The organism is Brevundimonas sp. PAMC22021 (assembly GCF_019443405.1).
Taxonomy (GTDB): Bacteria; Pseudomonadota; Alphaproteobacteria; order Caulobacterales; family Caulobacteraceae; genus Brevundimonas.
The window spans coordinates 170239-188571 of record NZ_CP080376.1; the positions used below are offsets into that span (position 1 = coordinate 170239).

General features: G+C 68.4%; 17 protein-coding genes and 2 pseudogenes. 9 read left to right on the forward strand and 10 right to left on the reverse strand.

The window, feature by feature from the left end; translation table 11 throughout:
* Positions 1-117 precede the first annotated feature (117 nt).
* Together KY493_RS00760 and thrB are read left to right on the forward strand one after the other, a co-directional pair.
* Complete coding sequence (locus KY493_RS00760) at positions 118-1860, forward strand: homoserine dehydrogenase (RefSeq protein WP_219897117.1); 1743 nt, start codon at positions 118-120, stop codon at positions 1858-1860.
* Between the two features lie 30 nt (positions 1861-1890).
* The gene (gene thrB / locus KY493_RS00765) at positions 1891-2835 is read left to right on the forward strand and encodes a homoserine kinase (RefSeq protein WP_219897118.1); all 945 of its coding nucleotides are present in this window, start codon (positions 1891-1893) and stop codon (positions 2833-2835) included.
* Here the strand turns inward: thrB and KY493_RS00770 are convergent.
* Both KY493_RS00770 and thrC read right to left on the reverse strand, forming a co-directional pair.
* Positions 2832-3635, reverse strand: coding sequence for a ZIP family metal transporter (locus KY493_RS00770; RefSeq protein WP_219897119.1), 804 nt, complete (start codon positions 3633-3635; stop codon positions 2832-2834). The two genes, thrB and KY493_RS00770, sit on opposite strands and share 4 nt — an antisense overlap.
* A 90-nt stretch (positions 3636-3725) precedes the next feature.
* On the reverse strand, positions 3726-5114 hold the full coding sequence (gene thrC, locus KY493_RS00775) for a threonine synthase (protein ID WP_219897120.1): 1389 nt from the start codon (positions 5112-5114) through the stop codon (positions 3726-3728).
* Between the two features lie 119 nt (positions 5115-5233).
* Between thrC and KY493_RS00780 the strand changes: the two genes are divergently transcribed.
* Positions 5234-6193 carry an aspartyl protease family protein gene (locus KY493_RS00780; RefSeq protein ID WP_219897121.1) on the forward strand — a complete coding sequence of 320 codons (960 nt, stop codon included), beginning with the start codon at positions 5234-5236 and terminating at the stop codon, positions 6191-6193.
* Here KY493_RS00780 and KY493_RS00785 read toward each other — a convergent pair.
* Together KY493_RS00785 and KY493_RS00790 are read right to left on the reverse strand one after the other, a co-directional pair.
* Positions 6190-7041: a neutral zinc metallopeptidase gene (locus tag KY493_RS00785; protein WP_219897122.1), complete on the reverse strand. Its 852-nt coding sequence runs from the start codon at positions 7039-7041 to the stop codon at positions 6190-6192. The genes KY493_RS00780 and KY493_RS00785 overlap by 4 nt on opposite strands.
* 65 nt (positions 7042-7106) lie before the next feature.
* Positions 7107-7499, reverse strand: coding sequence for a hypothetical protein (locus KY493_RS00790; protein ID WP_219897123.1), 393 nt, complete (start codon positions 7497-7499; stop codon positions 7107-7109).
* Between the two features lie 104 nt (positions 7500-7603).
* Here KY493_RS00790 and KY493_RS00795 point away from each other — a divergent pair, with 104 nt between their 5' ends.
* Complete coding sequence (locus KY493_RS00795; protein WP_219897124.1) at positions 7604-8191, forward strand: type 1 glutamine amidotransferase domain-containing protein; 588 nt, start codon at positions 7604-7606, stop codon at positions 8189-8191.
* Positions 8192-8208: 17 nt separating this feature from the next.
* Here the strand turns inward: KY493_RS00795 and KY493_RS14585 are convergent.
* From KY493_RS14585 to KY493_RS00805, 3 genes and pseudogenes are all read right to left on the reverse strand, one after another.
* Positions 8209-8343: pseudogene (locus tag KY493_RS14585) on the reverse strand (transposase); the annotation flags it as partial.
* A gap of 58 nt (positions 8344-8401) precedes the next feature.
* A pseudogene (locus KY493_RS14590) lies at positions 8402-8587 on the reverse strand (IS5/IS1182 family transposase); the annotation flags it as partial.
* Positions 8588-8966: 379 nt separating this feature from the next.
* Positions 8967-9413, reverse strand: a complete 447-nt coding sequence (locus KY493_RS00805) for a MarR family winged helix-turn-helix transcriptional regulator (protein ID WP_255567945.1) — start codon at positions 9411-9413, stop codon at positions 8967-8969.
* Positions 9414-9505: 92 nt separating this feature from the next.
* Between KY493_RS00805 and hmgA the strand changes: the two genes are divergently transcribed.
* On the forward strand, positions 9506-10813 hold the full coding sequence (hmgA, locus tag KY493_RS00810) for a homogentisate 1,2-dioxygenase (protein ID WP_219897125.1): 1308 nt from the start codon (positions 9506-9508) through the stop codon (positions 10811-10813).
* The gene (fahA, locus tag KY493_RS00815; RefSeq protein ID WP_219897126.1) at positions 10810-12117 is read left to right on the forward strand and encodes a fumarylacetoacetase; all 1308 of its coding nucleotides are present in this window, start codon (positions 10810-10812) and stop codon (positions 12115-12117) included. Before hmgA ends, fahA begins: the two co-directional genes overlap by 4 nt.
* A 41-nt stretch (positions 12118-12158) precedes the next feature.
* Here the strand turns inward: fahA and KY493_RS00820 are convergent, their stop codons facing one another.
* The 3 genes from KY493_RS00820 to KY493_RS00830 form a co-directional block, all read right to left on the reverse strand.
* On the reverse strand, positions 12159-12857 hold the full coding sequence (locus tag KY493_RS00820; protein WP_219897127.1) for a pirin family protein: 699 nt from the start codon (positions 12855-12857) through the stop codon (positions 12159-12161).
* 122 nt (positions 12858-12979) lie between these two features.
* Positions 12980-13306: a hypothetical protein gene (locus KY493_RS00825; protein ID WP_219897128.1), complete on the reverse strand. Its 327-nt coding sequence runs from the start codon at positions 13304-13306 to the stop codon at positions 12980-12982.
* Between the two features lie 104 nt (positions 13307-13410).
* Complete coding sequence (locus KY493_RS00830) at positions 13411-13572, reverse strand: hypothetical protein (protein WP_219897129.1); 162 nt, start codon at positions 13570-13572, stop codon at positions 13411-13413.
* A gap of 335 nt (positions 13573-13907) precedes the next feature.
* On the opposite strand from KY493_RS00830, the gene KY493_RS00835 reads away from it, so the two are divergent.
* From KY493_RS00835 to KY493_RS00845, 3 genes are read left to right on the forward strand one after another with little or no spacing between them, the layout of a single operon-like run.
* Positions 13908-15410, forward strand: a complete 1503-nt coding sequence (locus KY493_RS00835) for a pectate lyase (protein ID WP_255567946.1) — start codon at positions 13908-13910, stop codon at positions 15408-15410.
* A 23-nt stretch (positions 15411-15433) separates the two neighbouring features.
* A complete protein-coding gene (locus KY493_RS00840; protein WP_219897131.1) occupies positions 15434-16483 on the forward strand; it encodes a glycoside hydrolase family 43 protein in 1050 nt (349 codons plus the stop codon).
* Positions 16484-16523: 40 nt separating this feature from the next.
* Complete coding sequence (locus KY493_RS00845; protein ID WP_219897132.1) at positions 16524-18146, forward strand: family 43 glycosylhydrolase; 1623 nt, start codon at positions 16524-16526, stop codon at positions 18144-18146.
* Positions 18147-18333: the final 187 nt, after the last annotated feature.

An 18333-nucleotide genomic window follows, 5' to 3' on the forward strand; every position in this document is an offset into this window, starting at 1 on the left:
GGAGACGGTTAGCGCGCCAGGATCGGCAAGTCGCAAAACCCCACCCGCCCGGCGCCTTCGCCCGGCGGGTTTTTTCTTGATCAAACCTCTTCAGACCTCATCCCGAAAGCCGCTTCCATGTCCGCCTCAGCCAACCTTGCGCTCGTCTCCGATGCTCTCGAACCCCAGCCTGCGCCCGAGGGCGCACAGGTGGTGGTGCTGAAGTTTGGAAGCTCGATCCTGCGCGGGCCGCAGGACGCGCCGCGCGTCGCCTCGGCCATCTACGGCCACGTCCGGGCGGGTCGGAAGGTGGTGGCGGTGGTGTCCGCCTTCGCCGGGCACACCGACGCCCTGCTGGCCGAAGCGCGAGGCCTGGGCCTGCCGCATTCCAATGCGCTGCTGCCCGGCTATGTGGCGCTGGGTGAGGAAAAGGCGGCGGCGCTGGTGGCCATCGCCTGCGACCGGGTGGGACTGGACGCCTGCGCCCTGTCGGTGCGGGAACTCGGGATCGTGGCCGAAGGCGAGCCGGAGCATGCGCGGCCCTGCGGCCTGCGCCCCGATCACCTGAAACAGGCGCTGGATCGGCACGAGGCGGTGATCGTACCAGGCTTCGGCGCGGTGCAGCCCGACGGCCGGATCGCCCTTCTGGGACGTGGCGGGTCGGACTTGACGGCGGTGTTCCTGGCGGCCGAGCTGGGTCTGGATCGCGCACGGCTGGTGAAGGACGTCGACGGCCTCTACGACCATGACCCCAACGACCACGCGGCGCCGGCTCTGCGCTATCGCCGGGCGTCGTGGGACGTGGCGCGGCGGCTCGGCGGATCGCTGGTCCAGCGTGACGCCATCGACCTGGGTGAGGCGCGCGGGGTCGAGATCGAGGTGGCGGCGCTGGACCGCGCGGACGGCACGGTGATCGGCGAACGTTCGGCTCCGCCCGGGCCCGCCCCCGCGCTCCAGCCCCTGAAGGTGGCGGTCGCTGGCTGCGGCGTGGTGGGCGGCGGCGTGCTGAACCGGCTGCTGGGCGATCCGCGCTACCAGGTCGTCGGCGTGCTGGTGCGCGATCCCAAGAAGCCGCGCGACGTGCCTTGTCCGCCCGAACTGTTCACCTCCAGCGCCGCCGAGCTGCTGTCGCGCGCGCCGGACATCCTGCTGGAGGCGCTGTCGGAAGGCGAGGCGGGCCATGCGGTGATCCGCGCCGCGCTGGAAGACGGCTGCGACGTGGCCAGCGCCAACAAGCAGGCGGTCAGTCGCGATCCGGCGGGGCTGCAGGCGCTGGCTGATGCGCACGGCCGCCGCGTCTTCTGGTCGGCGTCGGTCGGCGGCGGATCGCCGATGATCGAGACGGTGCGCGCCGCCCGCGCGGCCGGCGAGATCGAAAGCTTCGAGGCCGTGCTGAACGGCACCGTCAACTTCATGCTGGAGCGGCTGGGGGAGGGGGCAGCCTTCGCCGAGGCGCTCGCCGACGCCCGCGCGGCCGGGTTCGCCGAAGAGGATCCTTCGTCCGATCTGGAGGGACTGGATGCGGCGGCCAAGGTGCGCCTCCTGGCCTATGAAGCGTTTGGACAGTCGCCCGAGGCCGATGCGGTGCCGCGCGACGCCCTGTCGGCTGAGACCAGGCCGAACGCGGCCCTGCGCCAGATCGGCGCCTGTCGTCGGGACGGCGATCGGCTGGACGCCTCCGTGCGCCTACGGACAGATACCGACGACGCCCTGTTCCAGTCGCTGAAGGGCGAGGGCAATGCGCTCAAGGTGCATGGCGTGGACGGCCGGGTCTGGCGCTGCCGGGGACGAGGGGCTGGACGCTGGGCCACGACGGAAAGCTTGATGGCGGACCTGGCCGAAATCGTGCGAATTCGTCGCGCGGACGCCGGTCTGAACTGACCGGCGCCGCCTTCAGCAGAGGAGCGCGACATGGCCGTCTTCACGCCGGTGACCGAAGCGGACGCGCGCGCCTTTCTGGGCGGCTACGATCTCGGCGATCTGTGTGCGCTAGAGCCCATCGCCGAGGGCATCCAGAACACCAACTACCGGGTGGAGACCGAGCACGGGCGTTTCGTGCTGACCCTGTTCGAAGAACGCACAGACGCAGACGTGCTGCCCTTCTGCCTGGGGCTGACGGCGCATCTGGCGGTGCGGGGCTTTCCGGCCGCGACGCTGATGGCGGATCGGGCGGGGCGCTGGCTGGGTCGCTTGAACGGCCGTGATGCGGCCATGGTCGAATGGAAGCCGGGCGACTGGCTGCGCGCGCCTGACCTTCAGGCGCAGGCGACGGCGGGCGCGACCTTGGCGCGACTGCATCGGCTGGGCGCCGACTTCCCTGAGCAGCGGGCCAACCCACTCGGACCGGCCGCCTGGCGGGCGCTGGCCGACCGGTGTGCGACAAAGGCGTTCGGAGAGGATCGAAGGCTGCTGGACCGGGTCAACGCGGCGCTGGATCGCTTGGGCGAGTTGCCCCGCCACCTGCCCAGCGGACCGATCCACGCCGACTTCTTTCCGGACAATGTGCTATTCGAAGACGATCGGGTGTCCGCCGTGATCGACTTCTACTACGGCTGCACCGACGCCTTCGCCTACGACCTGGCCATCGCCCTTTCGGCCTGGGGCTTTGATGCGGAAGGGGAGGTCCAGCCGCACGCGATCGCGGCCTTTCGGCGCGGCTATGAGAGCGTGCGGCCGTTGACGCGGGCGGAGGCGGAGGCTCTGCCGCGCCTCGGCGAGGCGGCGGCGCTGCGGTTCACCCTGACGCGGCTGCACGACCGCATCTTCCATGATCCGACCAAGCTGGTGACGCCCAAGGATCCCGCGGTGTTCCTGCGCCGGCTCGATGGATGGCGAACGCTGGAGGCCGCCGCCTAGCCGCCCAGGTTCGCCAGCGCCATGGCGATCAGAAAGCCTGCGGCGATCGCGATCGCCGACGACTGCTGGTACTGGTGCGACTGGGCCTCGGGCGCGAGCTGGGTCACCGTCAGATAGAACATGCCGCCGGCGCCCGCCGCCAGCAGCGCCGCAAGCACCGGCTCGGGCAGGGCGCGCAGCAAAAAGAAGCCGGCCGCTGCCGAGACGAACAGGGCTGCGCCGATCAGGCCGGTCCAGCCCAGCACCTGTTTTCCGACGCCGCGTTTGTCCTGTTCTTGGGCTCCGTCGGCTCTCGCCAGTTCGCCGATGCTGAGCGCCTCGGCCAGATTGTCGATGGTGACCGCGAGCGCCACCATCAGGCCGGTCGCCGGGTTGATGGCCAGGCCCACGCCGATGCTGAGCCCCTCGATCAGCTCCTCGCCGCTGGTGCCGCCCGCCAGCACGGAGATGGAAGAGCCGCGCGGCGGCTTGCGGCCGTGGAAGCGATCGACGCGCCGCTTCTGGTCCGCCTTGTCCCCAGCCGTGCGCCAGCGGTTGACCCACAGGTCGAACAGATAGACGCAGGCGAAGCCGCCGATGAAGGCGAGCACGGTTCCGGCCACGCCCACGATTTCGAGCGCCTCCGGCAACATTTCAAAGGCGAACGTGCCCAGGAGGACCCCGCCCGCGAGACCCACCGCCAGCGACAGCAGCAGCGAACTGGTCTTCAGCTTCAGCGCGATAAGGCCGCCGATCACCGAAGCGAGCGCCGGTACGCCCGCGACCAGCAGAAACTGCCAGGCTGAGGCTCCGTTGCTCATGGGCGCCGATGATCAGCGAGCAGGTCGAGCAGCCGCATGCATGCCTCCACCAACTAGTGGAAACGGCAACGCTCGAACGCAGCCCAGGGTTCAGGCGGTGAAGGCGCGGACGGCCGAAAGCGCCGCGTCCGGCGCCTTGTCGATGATCGTCAGCCGCTCGGGCCGATCGCCCAAAGCCTGGATCACCGGCGCGGGCTCAGGCTCGAAGCCCAGCATCTGCGAGACGAAGCCGCCGAACTTGGAGGCGTGGGCGGTGGACAGGGCGATCACCGGCCCGCTTGCACGGTCATGGCGACGCGCGGCGGCCAGGGCCACGGCGGTGTGGGGGCAGACGACCTGTCCCCACCGCTGGTGCGCATGGGCGATCTCGGCGCGGGTTTCGGTCTCGTCGATAGAGACGGCGGAAACCTCGGCGCGCAGGGAGGCCAGAAGATCCGGCTCGAAGGCGACAGCGCCGTCGCGGGCGAAGGTTTCGAAGACGCCGCGGGTGCGCTCCGCATCCCTGCCCGACGCCTCGAACACCAGCCGCTCGAAGTTGGACGGCGCCTGAACGTCCATGGAGACGCTGCCGCTCTCCACCGCCGGGCGGCGCGAATAGACGCCGTTGTTGATGGCCCGGGCCAGGGCGTCGTTCTGGTTCACCGCGGCGATAAAGCCGTGCGTCTCCAGCCCCATGTGCCGGGTCGCCACGCCGGCGAAGGCGTCGCCGAAGTTGCCGGTCGGCACGACGAAGGTCGCGGGCTCGCCCAGCTGCGCCGCCGCCGAGACATAGTAGGGGATCTGTCCCGCCAGCCGCGCCCAGTTGATCGAATTGACCGAGGACAGGCGACCGTGTTCGCGCAGGGCCTCCTCGGCGAGCAGCCCCTTCACCAGCTGTTGGCAATCGTCAAAATCGCCGCGCACCGCCAGGTTCAGGACATTGTCGGCCTGCACTGTCGTCATCTGGCGGCGCTGCACGGCCGAGACGCGGTCGAGCGGGTGCAGCACCACCAGGCGGATGCGGTCCTTGCCCGCGAACGCCCGCACGGCGGCGGCCCCGGTGTCGCCCGAGGTGGCGGTCAGCAGGGTCAGCCGCTCGCCGGACGCCTGCAGCGCCTCGTCCGCCAAGGACGCCACCAGCTGCATGGCCAAGTCCTTGAAGGCGGCGGTGGGGCCGTGGAACAGCTCCAGCAGGAACAGCCCGTCCTCCAGCTGCACCAGCGGCGTCACCGCCGGATGGTCGAAGCCCGCGACCAGCGTGTCCAGCGCCCGCGCCAGCGCGCCGGCAGGCAGGGCGTCGCCGATAAAGGCCGGCAGGACGTCCATACCGATCGCCTTGTAGCTGCGGCCTTCGCGCGTCGCCTGCGCCGACAGGGTCGGCCAGGCTTCCGGCATGTAGAGGCCGCCGTCCAGCGCCATGCCGCGCAGCAGGGCCTCCGCAAAGTCGGCGCGCGGCGCCTGGCCGCGCGTGGAGAGATAGTGGGCGCTGGAGACGGTCATCAGGTCGAACGGTATCGGCCCACAGGCGCCCCGTCATCCGCAAACCGGCGCGTCTGAGTGGAATGTTGCGACATCGGCGTCGCTGGCGCGCAGGGACCGCAAGGTCCATGTCCTGTTGCATGAGAAGACGCGACATTCTGGTCCGCCTGGGCCTGCTCGGGGTCGGCCTCGGCGGGGCCTGGTGGCTGCGCGACAATGTGATCTGGCGCGGACCCCAGATCGGCTACGCCGAGGGCGGGTCCAGCGGCTGGCTGCCCTATGCGCGGCGACGCGCGCCGACGCCCACGGTCGAGGTCGAGGTGGCCGGGCGGCGCGTGGCGGCCCTGGTCGACAGCGGGGCGCAGTTCTCGGTCATCGACGCGGCCCTGTTCGCCGGACTGGGCGTGGCCGAGACCTTTTCGATGCCGCTGATCGCTTATGGCGTCGGGGGCAATCCTCAGCTGGGGCGCGGCGCGACCGTCGATGTGGCGGTGGGCGAACTGCGGCTGAACGGGTTGCGCGCCGCGATCCTGCAGCTGGGGCCGCTGGCGTCGGAGCGCGGACTGGGCACGCCGCTGATCCTGGGTCAGGACGTGTTACGCGAACTGGTGCTGGACCTCGACACCGTCGGACGGCGCCTGCGCCTCAGCCGCCAGGAGGATCACCAGGCGCCGGCGGGCCTGACATCTATCGAGGTGCGCCGCGCCGACCGGGGTCTTTCGGCCGCCGTGACCGTCGAGGGCGCGGAAATCCAGGCGGTGGTCGACACCGGCGCCTCGGCGCTGCTGGCCGTCAGCCGCGAGGCGGCGGAAGGGGCGGGCCTCTTGGACGGCCGCGAGAGCCGTCAGGGCGCCAGCATCGTGCTGGGCGGCTCGACGCGGGCGGACATCGTGCGCGCCCGCACCGTCACCTTCGGCGACACCCTGGTTGAGGACGCCGAGGTCGCCATCTTCGCCGACGTGGCCGTGCCCGGCTTTCCTCGCGCCCTGCTGGGCATGGAGGCCTTCGCCGGTCGCCAGGTGGTGATGGACCTCGGGCGGGCGCGGCTGCTGGCGTCGGAGGCGCTGGACATCACCGTCGGAGCGCCGCGCCGCCGCTAGAGCCCCTGGAAGGTGTCGCAGGCGGCGGGGTCGCCGGACTGGTAGCCGCGTTGCAGCCATTCGACGCGCTGGGCGGACGAACCGTGGGTGAAGCTTTCGGGCGAGACGCGGCCGCCGCCGCGGCGTTGCAGCGTGTCGTCGCCGATGGCCTGGGCGGTGCGCATGCCTTCCTGAAGGTCGCCGGCTTCCAGCGCCACCTGCCCGTTCGACACGGCCGCCGCATTGGCGGCCCAGACGCCGGCGTAGCAGTCGGCCTGAAGCTCCAGCGCGACGGAATAGCGGTTGGCCTGGGCCTCGCCCGCCGCGCGCTGTTGCGCCTGACGCACCTGCTGCGAGGCGCCGGTCAGGGTCTGGACGTGGTGGCCGAACTCGTGGGCGATGACATAGGCGCGGGCGAAGTCGGCGCCGGATGCGCCCAGCTGCGTCTCCATCTCGCGCCAGAAGCCTAGGTCCAGGTAAACCGTCTGGTCGGTCGGGCAGTAGAAGGGTCCCATGGCCGACTGGCCGAAACCGCAACCGGTCGGCGTGCCCTGTTCGTAGATGACCGTCTTAGGCGGCTGATAGCCCTGAATCTTCGCGGTCCAGACGTCGTTGACGTTGGCGCCGATCACATCGACGAAGCGACCGGCCTGATCCTGGGGCGTGCCGACCGCGCCCTGCTGCTGGGCGGCGCCGGCGCCGCCGAACTGGCTGGCGACCTGCTGTGTGGTGTTGGGGTCGATGCCGAAGACGAAATAGCCGATCAGGGCGATCACGGTGACGCCGATGCCGCCGCCGGCGATGGCGCCGCCGCCCATGCCGCGACGGTCTTCAATCCCGCCGCCCGTCCGTCCGCCCTGCCAACGCATCGATCATCTCCCAAGCTCAAGCCCGGCGGTAACGCGGGCCGGCGACGAAGGGATGCGTGCGGGCTCTATTCGGCGCGTCGATCCAGCCAGGCGTCGATCTGTCCCACGCCGGCGCCCAGCGTCTGGCGTCGCTCGGTTGCGGATTCCCTGAACGTCCGTTCCGATTCGGGCGAGCGCAGCGGCCGATAGGCGGGCTCGTTCGGCAGGGGCAGGGGGCGGGCGCCCTCGATACGCTGGCGACGGAGCTGCGTTTCCAGCTGCTGCTGACGGGCGAACAGGTCGCGCGTCTCGGCCTGGCTGCGCAGCCGCTCGGTCTCGTAGCGATGCTGGTCGGCGATGGCGGCCGGCGCGCCTCCCGGATAACCACCATACGGCGACACATAGGGCGTCCAGGTCTGGGCCAGGGCGGGCGAGGCGACGGCGGCGATCAGGCCGGCAAGGGCGATGCGCGTGAACATGCCAGACAGATGGGAAGGCGTGGCGTCAGGCCAAGCGGAGCCGCAACCTGTCGTCCGCGCACGGGTTGTCCTGCCTCCTTCCCAACCCAACACGGAGAATGACTATGGCCCAGACCCTTTCGGGCAAGACCGTCGCCGTCCTCGCCACCGACGGCGTGGAGCTGGTGGAGCTGACCGAGCCGGTCAAGGCGCTGAAGGAAGCCGGCGCGACCGTCGAGATTCTCTCCTTGAAGGCCGGCGAGTTCCAAGGCTTCGATCATCTGACGCCCGGCGACAAGGTGACGGCCGACAAGGCGGTGGCCGATGCGGACGCCTCGTCCTACACCGGGCTGCTGCTGCCGGGCGGCGTCGCCAATCCGGACCAGCTGCGCGCCGACAAGGATGCGGTGGCCTTCGTGCGCGCCTTCTTCGAGGCCGGCAAGCCGGTGGCCGCCATCTGCCATGCGCCCTGGCTGCTGATCGAGGCGGGCGTGGTCGAGGGGCGCACCCTGACCGGCTTCGAGAGCATCCGCACCGACCTGAAGAACGCCGGCGCCAATGTCGTCAACGAAGAGGTGGTGGTCGACAAGGGTCTGGTCACCAGCCGTTGCCCAGACGACATTCCCGCTTTCAATCGCAAGATGATAGAGGAGTTCGCCGAGGGTCGTCACCAGGGACAGGCCGAGCAGACGCAGCAGGCCGTCGCCCGCTGATCGTTTAGGCCCTGGACTCACAACCACCAAGAGGTGATGGCGGCGAGAGCGACTGCGGCGGCGTAGGTGCATGCCAGTTTGTCGTATCGGGTATCGACGCGTCGAAAGTCCTTGATGCGGCAGAAGGCGCGTTCGACGCGATTTCGGCGCTTACCGGCTTGCGGGCCGAAGGCGGAGGTTCTTGCGACAAGGGCTGTTTGGGATGACGCGGCGGGTTCCACGATCCAACAGCAGGCGTCGCGATGCATAACTATAGCGTCCCCCGCTGATCAGCACATGGACTATGCCCGAGATCACCCGCCGATCATCCACCCGTGGCGCGCCGCGCGGCGTGTTCGGCGGCAACGGCCGAAGCCGCTCGAACTGCGCATTCGTCAGCCAGAACTCCGAAGCCATGTCCGTCCTCCTGTTTCCACGGAAGAGAGCCACAACCCGCGATCGCCGGGAGTCCTGTTTATGGGGCCCGGCCCTAGTCTATAGAGGGTCGAGAGGGACGCCTGGAACCGGCGCCTGACGCACGCGGTGGCCAGCCGTCAGTCTCCGCAATGGGTCCGGCGGGCGAAGCGCCCGACCCTATTTGGAACGATCACGCACGGTGGTGATGGCAATATAGAGCGCCACACCTAGAAAAAGCAGGCTGATGCTGGCGATACTGATCCAGCCCAGCACGTGTTCGATGGCGGATTCCGACATGGCGAACTCCCGGCGCCCGTGATCAGGCGTGCTCCATCCTAATCGATAAGCGATGGAAATGGTTCTGTCGTGGGCTTAACATTTAGCAAGAAATCGTTAGTGCAGCCTCTTCCGTGCGGATCAGCAGGGCGTGCAGCAGACTGCGCTCCTCGTCCGTGAAGTCGCCGAACAGCCGCGCCTCGATCTCACGCGCCTTGGGTGCAATGGCGGCGTAGAGGGTCGATCCTTCTGATGTCAGGACCAGCAGATGGGAGCGGCGATCGTCGGGATTGGGGGCGCGCCGGAACAGACCGCGCGCGGTTAGGGCGGCGGCGGCTCGGCTGACGGTGACCTTGTCCATGCGGGTGCGCTGGCCCAGCGCCTGCGGGGTTGCAGGACCGGTCTCGGCCGAGGCCGCGATCAACCGCCACTCCGGGATGCGCAGATCGAACAGGTCGCGGTAGACGCCCGCCACCGCCTCGCTGACGAGGTTGGCCGCGACCGACAGGCGGTAAGGCAGGAAATCGTCCAGGCGCAGATCGGATGTCATGGGGGAGATCGCAGCGCCCGCGTCGTTGTCGTTGACACCACCGTCGACGATCCTCAGTCTGGTTGCAAATGATACTAACGGGAGAGACGGCCATGACCGAAGGCGAACCGGCCGCAGCCTACATGCCGGGCTTTGGCAATCATTTCGCGTCGGAGGCGGTGGCGGGCGCCCTGCCGTTGGGCCGCAACTCGCCGCAGCGCACGCCCTTTGGCCTCTATGCCGAGCAGCTGTCGGGAACCGCCTTTACCGCGCCGCGCGCCGAGAACCGGCGGTCTTGGCTGTACCGCTTGAGGCCCACCGCCAACCATCCGCCATTCCGGCCGCTTGAGCGCAATAGTCGGCTGCAGACCGCGCCCTTCCAGCGTCCGCCGTCGCCCAACCGCATGCGCTGGGACCCGCTGCCGATGCCGGATGGGCCGACCGACTTCATCGACGGCCTGGTCACCTATGGGGGCAATGGCGACGTGGGCGCGGGCAGCGGCATTGCGGTGCATCTCTACGCCTGCAACCGCTCCATGACCGATCGCGTCTTCTTCAACGCCGACGGCGAAATGCTGATCGCGCCGCAGAACGGGACGCTGAGGCTGGTCACCGAGTTCGGCGGGATCGAGGTCGAGCCGCAGACGATCGCGGTGATCCCGCGTGGGGTGCGGTTCCGGGTCGAGCTGTTGAGCGGGGAGGCGCGTGGCTATGTGTGCGAGAACTACGGCGCCCTGTTCCGTCTGCCGGACCTGGGTCCGATCGGCTCCAACGGCCTGGCCAATCCGCGCGATTTCGAGACGCCGGTCGCCGCCTATGAGGATGTGGATCGGCCGGTCGAGGTGGTGCAGAAGTTCCAGGGCGGGCTGTGGGCGACCACCCTGGATCATTCACCGTTCGATGTGGTCGCCTGGCACGGCAATCTGGCGCCCTATCGCTATGATCTGCGGCGGTTCAACACGATCAACACCGTGTCGTTCGACCATCCGGATCCTTCGATCTTCACCGTCCTGACGTCCCCCAGCGATACGCCGGGCACAGCCAACTGCGACTTCGTGATCTTCCCGCCGCGCTGGATGGTGGCCGAGGACACCTTCCGTCCGCCCTGGTTCCACCGCAACGTGATGAGCGAGTTCATGGGCCTGATCCACGGCGCCTATGACGCCAAGGAGGGCGGCGGATTCGCGCCCGGCGGGGCCTCGCTGCACAACCAGATGAGCGGCCATGGTCCGGATCAGGCCAGTTACGACAAGGCGATCAGGGCCGAGCTCAAGCCGCACAGGATCGCCGACACCATGGCCTTCATGTTCGAAAGCCGCATGGTGATCCGGCCGACCGACTGGGCCATGGAGACGCCCACCATGCAGCTCGACTATGACGACGTCTGGTCGAACTTCGAAAAGGGACAGCCCACGCGATGACGCGCCCCACCGTCGACGAGACGCACGATCCCGCCCGCCTCAGCTGGGTCGAGAGCGCGAACGGCCACCCGGACTTCCCGATCCAGAACCTGCCGCTGGGCGTGTTCTCGCCTGTGGACACCGATGAGCGGCGCATCGGCGCGGCCATCGGCGACCGCATCCTGGACCTGCGCGCAGCGACGGTCGCCGGCCTGATCGAGGGCGCGGCGTCGGCGGTGCTGGGCGATGCGACGCTGAACCGGACGATGGGCCTTGGCGCGGCGGAACGGCTTCATCTGCGCCGCCAGCTGTCGAAGCTGCTGAGCGACGATACGCACAGGTCGCAGGTCGAGCCGCTGCTGCATGACACGGCCGACTGCACCCTGCACCTGCCAGCCGCGATCGGCGACTACACCGACTTCTATGTCGGCATCCGGCACGCGGAGAATGTCGGCAAGCTGTTCCGGCCCGACAATCCGTTGCTGCCGAACTACAAGCATGTGCCGATCGGCTACCATGGGCGGGCCTCATCCGTGCGGGCGTCGGGCGCGCCGGTGATCCGGCCCAACGGCCAGACCAAGGCGCCGGATGCGGAGGCGCCGAGCTTCGGACCGGCCAAGCGGCTCGACTATGAGCTGGAGCTGGGCGTGTGGATCGGCCCCGGAAACGATCTGGGCCAGCCGATCCCCATCGAGCGGGCGATGGATCACATCGCCGGCTTCTGCCTGTTGAACGACTGGTCCGCGCGTGATCTGCAGGCGTGGGAGTATCAGCCGCTGGGCCCGTTCCTGGCCAAGAACTTTCTCAGCACGGTCTCGCCCTGGGTGGTGACGATCGAGGCGATGGCGCCCTTCTTTGTGGCGCAAGACCCGCGACCGGAGGGCGACCCCCAGCCGCTGCCCTACCTCTGGGACGAGGACGACCAGGCGAGCGGCGCCCTGTCCATCGAACTGGAGGTGCATCTGTCCAGCGCGCAGATGCGCGAAGGGGGACAGGCGCCGGTGCGCCTCAGCCACGGTCCGGCCGCCAACATGTACTGGACGGTCGGCCAGATCGTGACGCACCACGCCTCCAACGGCTGCAATCTGAACCCCGGCGACCTGCTCGGCACCGGCACCATCTCCGCGCCCGAGCGGGACGGCTTCGGCAGCCTGATCGAGATCACGCGCGGCGGCGCCGATCCGATCCGCATCCCCGGCGGCGAGCGTACATTCCTGCAGGACGGCGACGAAATCGCCCTGTCCGCCCGCGCGCAGGCGCCGGGCCGCGTCTCCATCGGCTTTGGATCCTGCCGCGGCATCGTACAGCCGGCGCCGGCGGTCTAGGACGGCCGGCTCCGTCGAGAAGCCGGCCGCTTCGCCAAGCCTCAGGCGGCGTCGACCAGCACCACCTCGGCGTCGGACAGGGCGGTGACGGTGACGGCGTCTTCCTGGGCGATGGCGGCGCCGTCGCGGGCGTTCAGCCGCACGCCGTTGATCTCGACCTCGCCACGGGCGGGCACCAGATAGCCGCGTCGGGCGGCGCCCAGCGGATAGGTCGCGCTCTCGCCGGCCTTCAGGGTCGCGCCGGCCACGCGAGCGTCGGTGCGGATCGGCAAGGCGTCGGCGTCGTCGTCGAAGCCCGAGGCCAGGATCACGAACTGCCCGGCGCGCTCGCCCTTGGGAAAGGGCTTGGCGCCCCAACTGGCCTTTTCGCCGCGCCGCGTGGGCTCGATCCAGATCTGGAAGATGCGGGTGGTGACGTCCTCGGCGTTCCATTCGGAATGCCTAACGCCCGTGCCCGCGCTCATCACCTGGACGTCGCCGGCTTCGGTCCGGCCCTGGTTGCCCAGGCTGTCCTGGTGCGTGATGGCGCCGTCGCGGACATAGGTGATGATTTCCATGTCGGCGTGCGGGTGCGGTGGAAAGCCCGTTCCGGCGGCGATCTCGTCGTCGTTCCAGACACGCAGCGCGCCCCAGCTCATGCGGGCAGGGTCATAGTAGTTGGCGAAGGAGAAGTGGTGCCTGGCCTTCAGCCAGCCATGGTCCGCGCCGCCGAGTTGGTCAAAAGCCCTGCGTTCGATCATCGTCCCTGTCTCTCATGCTGGCGGGCCGCAAGCCCGCGGTTCGAGAGCCAAGATAGGGTGTCAGGACAATCCGCAACAGTGTCTGCATCAATATCGGTGATGCAGGTCCAGCGCGGCGGGCTTCAGGGCGTGAACTGGATGGTGCGCTCGAAGCGGTGCGGCCGGTCGCCTGAAGCTCCGGCGTCGTGCTCCAGCGTGGCGCCGTTCATCAACGCAAGCGCCGCTTCGCCGAAGCCGAGCCCAGGCCGGGTTTCGTGCAGCACCTCGCACTCGCCGACACGACCGTCGGGATAGGCGGTGCAACCCAGCCGCACGGCGACATTGGACAAGGGCGCGGTGGCCGCGTTCGCCTTGCCCTCGGTCTGCGCGGCCTTGACCAACGGCTTGGCGGGTTGCGCCACGGCGGGATGGGAGGTGATTAGAACAAACGCGAGAGCGGAGACGAGCATCGATAAACGGCCTTGAGACAACAGCGATACAACCGCCGATGCGTCAGACACGTTCCACCGCCGCGTGATTTATGATCCGCGGCGCGCCCATAACGGGCAAGGCCTTAGGCTGCGCTGTTCGCCGCATCGGAAGGGATCGCCGCCGAGCGGCCCGGCTTGGGTTCTGGCGGGCGGGCGCGGATTTCCGGGACAGCGATGTAGAGCGGCGTTCCCCCCACAAGCAGGCAGACGCTGCCAACGCTGATCCAGCCCATCACCTGAGCCATCGACACAATCATGCGTGTGTCCGCCGGAGCGCACGATGTGCAGGATATCCCAACATTCGCCGCCATCGTCGCCAGCCGTCGTTACCGCCGACATGAGCAGGAGTGAGACACCCGATCCCATCGCCGCAAAACTCTAGCCACCCCGCAAAAATATTATTATACCACGACAAATGTCCGGCGGAGCTGGACCAAGGATCGACAGAAGATCGACCGATCGGAGGGAACCCATGGACGTCAGGCTCAGCCGGCGAACCTGCCTGCTTTCCGCCGCCGCGCTGCCGCTGGCGGGTGAGCTCACGGTCCGGGAGCAAGCTTCGCCGGGTCGCGGACGGGTCATGGAAACCATGGTCCGAGCCACCCGCTTCATGACGGATCGGGTGTCCACCCATGGCGGCTACGTCTGGTCCTACCTTGCCGACTTCTCGCGGCGCTGGGGCGAGATGGAGGCCTTTCCGAGCATGATCTGGACCCAGGCGCCGGGCACGCCCGAGATGGGACAGGTGTTCCTCGACGCCTACTACGCGACGGGCGACGAACTGTACTACGACGCCGCGATCAAGGCGGGCGACGCTCTGGTGTGGGGCCAGCATTCCAGCGGCGGCTGGAACTACATCATCGACTTCGCTGGCGAGGCGTCGCTGAAACGCTGGTACGAGACCATCGGCCGAAACGGCTGGCGGCTCGAGGAATTCCAGCACTATTACGGCAACGCCACCTTCGACGATCATGCCACGGTGGAGTGCGCGCGCTTCCTGCTGCGGCTCCATCTGGAAAAGGGCGAGCCGCGCTTTCGGGCGTCGGTGGACAAGGCAATCGGCTTTGTTCTCGACAGCCAGCTGCCGAGCGGCGGTTGGCCTCAGCGCTTCCCGCGCGCGGCCGAGTTCCGCAATCATGGCCACCCCGACTACACCGGCCACATCACCCTGAACGACGAGGTGGCCGAGGAGAACATCGACTTCCTGCTGCTGGCGCTGCAGCAGCTGGGCGAGGAACGCGTGCGGCCGGCGATACAGCGCGCGATGGACAGCTACATCGCCCTTCAGCAGCCCGCGCCCACGCCCGGCTGGGCGCTTCAGTACACGCCGGACCTTAAGCCGGCGCAGGGCAGAACCTACGAACCGCCCGCCGTGTCGCCCCACACCACCGCCGCCGCGCTCGCCAAGCTGATGGACTTCTATGAGCTGACCGGAGAGCGCAGATATCTGGGGCGCGTGCCCGAGGCGATCGCCTGGCTCAGGCAGGTGGAGGCGCCGCCCGCGGCCTGGCGCGACGGGCGCAACCACTTCCGCTACATCGAGCCCGGCTCCAATCGCGTCATCGCCGTGCACCGCCGCGGATCGAACGCTCAGAACGGCGAATACTACGCCGACTTCGACGCTGTGGATCAGGTGGGCGAAAAGCATATCGACGCCGATGCGCTTCAGGCTCGTCACGACCGGCTGATCGCCGCTTCGCCCGAGGCGGCGACGTCCCGGTCTGTGCTGTTGGGGCGCGGACCCTCCCTGTTGCCGCGCTATGTGGTGACCCGCGCGGTCGGCGGATCGGACCTCAATGTCACCGAGGCGCGTGATCGCGCGAGCGAAGTCGCGGCCCTAATCGACGGCCTGAACGCCGAAGGGTACTGGCCGCTGGAACTGCGCACCACCAGCCACCCCTATCGCGGAGATGGGCCGCCAGAGCCCCCGCCCGGCTTTGTGGACAGAGGCCAGGTCGGCGACGACTGGGACACATCGCCCTTTGTCGAGCCGACGGGTCCGATGGGCATCTCCACCGGAACCTACATCAACAATATGAGCCGCCTCATCGCGCACCTGGCCGAGACGGAGACGGCCGCATGAGATGTTTCCATGGACTGGCGCTCGTGTCGCTTCTTTCCGGCGCCGCTGTGGCGCAGGCGCCGCTTGCCGCCCGCTCGCCCGACGGCCTGGCCTATCGCGCCCAACCCCTGACCACCGAGATCTATTTCGCCGATCCGTCAGCGCACGTGTTCGATGGGCGCGTCTATGTCTATGGCTCGCACGACGTGGAGGGCCCGCAGGCCGACGATCAGCCCGGCAAGGGCTTCGTGATGAACGACTATCGCGTCCTGTCGATGGCGAGCATCGGCGGGCCTGTCGTGGTACATCCCGCGGCCTTCGCCCTGGCGGACGTACCGTGGGCGAACCGTCAGCTGTGGGCGCCGGACGTGGCGCGCAGGCATGGGCGCTACTTCTTCTATTTCCCGGCCAAGGACGCCGCCGGCGTGTTCCGGCTGGGCGTGGCCACGGGCGACCGGGCGGAAGGCCCGTTCAAGCCCGAACCTGAGCCGATTCCGGGCGCCTACAGCATTGATCCGTCCGTGTTCATCGACGACGACGACCAGGCCTATCTGTACTTCGGCGGCATTCACGGCGGTCAGCTTCAGAGATGGGCCAGCGGACAATATGAGCCACAGGCGGGCGACACCGACCTGAAACAGCCGGATGCGCCGGCCTTGAGCCCAAAGGTGGCGCGGCTGAGCGCGGACATGCTGACCCTCGCCGAACCGGCGCGCGACGCCGTGATCGTCGATGAAGCCGGCAAGCCTCTGGTCGGCGGCGACCTGGATCGGCGCTTCTTCGAGGCGGCCTGGATGCACAAGCGCAACGGCCTCTATTATCTCAGCTATTCGACGGGCGAGACCCATTACATCGCCTATGCGACCGCGACGTCGCCGACCGGCCCGTTCACCTATCGGGGCCACGTCCTGCTGCCGGTGCAGGGCTGGACGACCCACCACTCGATCGTCGAGGTCGAGGGGCGCTGGCGGCTGTTCTACCACGACACCCAGGCGAGCAGCCGCACCCACTTGCGCAGCGCTAAGGTGGTGGACCTCACGCACAATCCCGACGGCACGATCCAGTTGATCGACCCCTTCATCCGCCAGCCGTGACCTGCCCGGCTCGCCCGGCCTCAGACAAAAGGAACCTCCGATGAGATCAATCGATCGTCGCGCCGCCATGGCCGGCCTGCTGGGCGGCGTGGCCGCCTCCGCCCTGCCCGTCCGGTCGGCGCTGGCCCAGACCAACGAGGAAGCCGCGCCGCTGGGTCGCGAGTGGGCGCACTTGAAGTGGCGTCGGGGGCTCGAGAACCAGCGCATTCCCGACCTGGGCGACGGGACCTTCCTGAACCCGATCATGGCCGGCGACCATCCTGACCCTTCGATCCTGAAGGACGACGACGACTACTACATGACGTTTTCGTCGTTCGAGTCCGTCCCCGGCATCCACATCTGGCACTCGCGCGACCTGGTGAACTGGCGTCCGGTCACCGCGGCCCTGACCACCAACATCGGCTCGGTCTGGGCGCCTGAGTTGTGCAAGCACGGGAACCGCTTCTACGTCTACATTCCCGCCCGCTTCCCCGAGTACCGCTCCAGCTACGTGATCTGGGCCGACAAGATCGAGGGGCCCTGGAGCGAACCGGTGGACCTGAAGCTGCCGGCCCACATCGATCCGGGCCACATCGTCGGCGAGGACGGCAAGCGCTACCTGTTCCTCAGCGGCGGCGACCGGGTGCGGCTGACGGATGACGGGCTGGCGACCGACGGCCCGGTCGAGCACGTCTACGATCCTTGGCGCTATCCGGAGGGCTGGATCGTCGAGGGCTTCGCGCCCGAAGGACCCAAGGTGATGCGCCACGGCGACTACTTCTACATGATCACCGCCGTGGGCGGCACGGCCGGCCCGCCGACCGGCCACATGGTGATCGCCGCCCGTTCCAAGTCCATCCACGGCCCATGGGAAGACTGCCCCAACAACCCGATCGTGCGCACCACGTCGGGCGCCGAGAAGTGGTGGTCGCGGGGCCATGCCACGCTGGTCGAGGGACCGGACGTCTCTTGGTGGATGGTCTACCACGGCTATGAGAACGCCTACTGGACCCTGGGCCGCCAGACCCTGCTGGACCCCATCGAATGGACCGAGGACGGCTGGTTCCGCGCCAAAGGCGGCGACCTGGCCCAGCCGATCGCCAAGCCCCAGGGCGGCGAGGCGGTGCAGCCCGGCATGGCGTTGTCCGACGACTTCTCGACCGACAAGTTCGGCATCCAGTGGAGCTTCTACGCACCGGAGGCCGATGAAAAGTCGCGCCTGCGCCGCGACAACGGCGTGCTGCACATGCGCGCCAAGGGCAAGGCGCCGGTCGATTGCTCGCCGCTGACCTTTGTCCAGGGCGACCAAGCCTATCAGATCCAGTGCGAGATCGAGATCGATCCGGGCGTCACCGCCGGCCTGATCCTGTTCTACGATCGTGCCCTCTATGCGGGCCTGGGCTTTGACGCGACCCGCTACGTCACCCACCAGTACGGCATCGAGCGCGGTCGTCCCGCCAATCCACATGGCCGGCGCATGTTCATGCGTCTGACCAACGCCTATCAGAACGTCTACTTCGACACCTCGCCGGACGGCGTGAACTGGAGACGCTTCGACCGGCAGATGGAGGTGTCAGGCTACAACCACAACGTCCGCGGCGGCTTCATGATGCTGCGGCCTGGGCTCTACGCCGCCGGAGACGGAGAGGCGCGGTTCAGGAACTTCACCTTCAAGGCGCTGTAGGGCGCGGAAACAGGGGTCGGTCGTGTTCGGACGGCCGACCCGCAAGGCCTGTACGCGGAGCCCTCACCCGGATCAAACCCGTCAAAAGCCCATGCAGAAAGGGAATGACACCGGTAACAAAAAACGCTTGTTGCTGCGGTCCTATCATCATACTTTTCTTTGGCTGGCATGAACCGGCGGGGAACGT

Bases quoted from the DNA above. Each gene is read 5' to 3' on its own strand.
- KY493_RS00760 (WP_219897117.1), top strand. From the start codon at position 118: ATGTCCGCCTCAGCCAACCTTGCGCTCGTCTCCGATGCTCTCGAACCC.
- thrB (WP_219897118.1), top strand. From the start codon at position 1,891: ATGGCCGTCTTCACGCCGGTGACCGAAGCGGACGCGCGCGCCTTTCTG.
- KY493_RS00770 (WP_219897119.1), bottom strand. From the start codon at position 3,635: ATGAGCAACGGAGCCTCAGCCTGGCAGTTTCTGCTGGTCGCGGGCGTA.
- thrC (WP_219897120.1), bottom strand. From the start codon at position 5,114: ATGACCGTCTCCAGCGCCCACTATCTCTCCACGCGCGGCCAGGCGCCG.
- KY493_RS00780 (WP_219897121.1), top strand. From the start codon at position 5,234: ATGAGAAGACGCGACATTCTGGTCCGCCTGGGCCTGCTCGGGGTCGGC.
- KY493_RS00785 (WP_219897122.1), bottom strand. From the start codon at position 7,041: ATGCGTTGGCAGGGCGGACGGACGGGCGGCGGGATTGAAGACCGTCGC.
- KY493_RS00790 (WP_219897123.1), bottom strand. From the start codon at position 7,499: ATGTTCACGCGCATCGCCCTTGCCGGCCTGATCGCCGCCGTCGCCTCG.
- KY493_RS00795 (WP_219897124.1), top strand. From the start codon at position 7,604: ATGGCCCAGACCCTTTCGGGCAAGACCGTCGCCGTCCTCGCCACCGAC.
- KY493_RS00805 (WP_255567945.1), bottom strand. From the start codon at position 9,413: ATGACATCCGATCTGCGCCTGGACGATTTCCTGCCTTACCGCCTGTCG.
- hmgA (WP_219897125.1), top strand. From the start codon at position 9,506: ATGACCGAAGGCGAACCGGCCGCAGCCTACATGCCGGGCTTTGGCAAT.
- fahA (WP_219897126.1), top strand. From the start codon at position 10,810: ATGACGCGCCCCACCGTCGACGAGACGCACGATCCCGCCCGCCTCAGC.
- KY493_RS00820 (WP_219897127.1), bottom strand. From the start codon at position 12,857: ATGATCGAACGCAGGGCTTTTGACCAACTCGGCGGCGCGGACCATGGC.
- KY493_RS00825 (WP_219897128.1), bottom strand. From the start codon at position 13,306: ATGCTCGTCTCCGCTCTCGCGTTTGTTCTAATCACCTCCCATCCCGCC.
- KY493_RS00830 (WP_219897129.1), bottom strand. From the start codon at position 13,572: ATGGCTCAGGTGATGGGCTGGATCAGCGTTGGCAGCGTCTGCCTGCTT.
- KY493_RS00835 (WP_255567946.1), top strand. From the start codon at position 13,908: ATGGAAACCATGGTCCGAGCCACCCGCTTCATGACGGATCGGGTGTCC.
- KY493_RS00845 (WP_219897132.1), top strand. From the start codon at position 16,524: ATGAGATCAATCGATCGTCGCGCCGCCATGGCCGGCCTGCTGGGCGGC.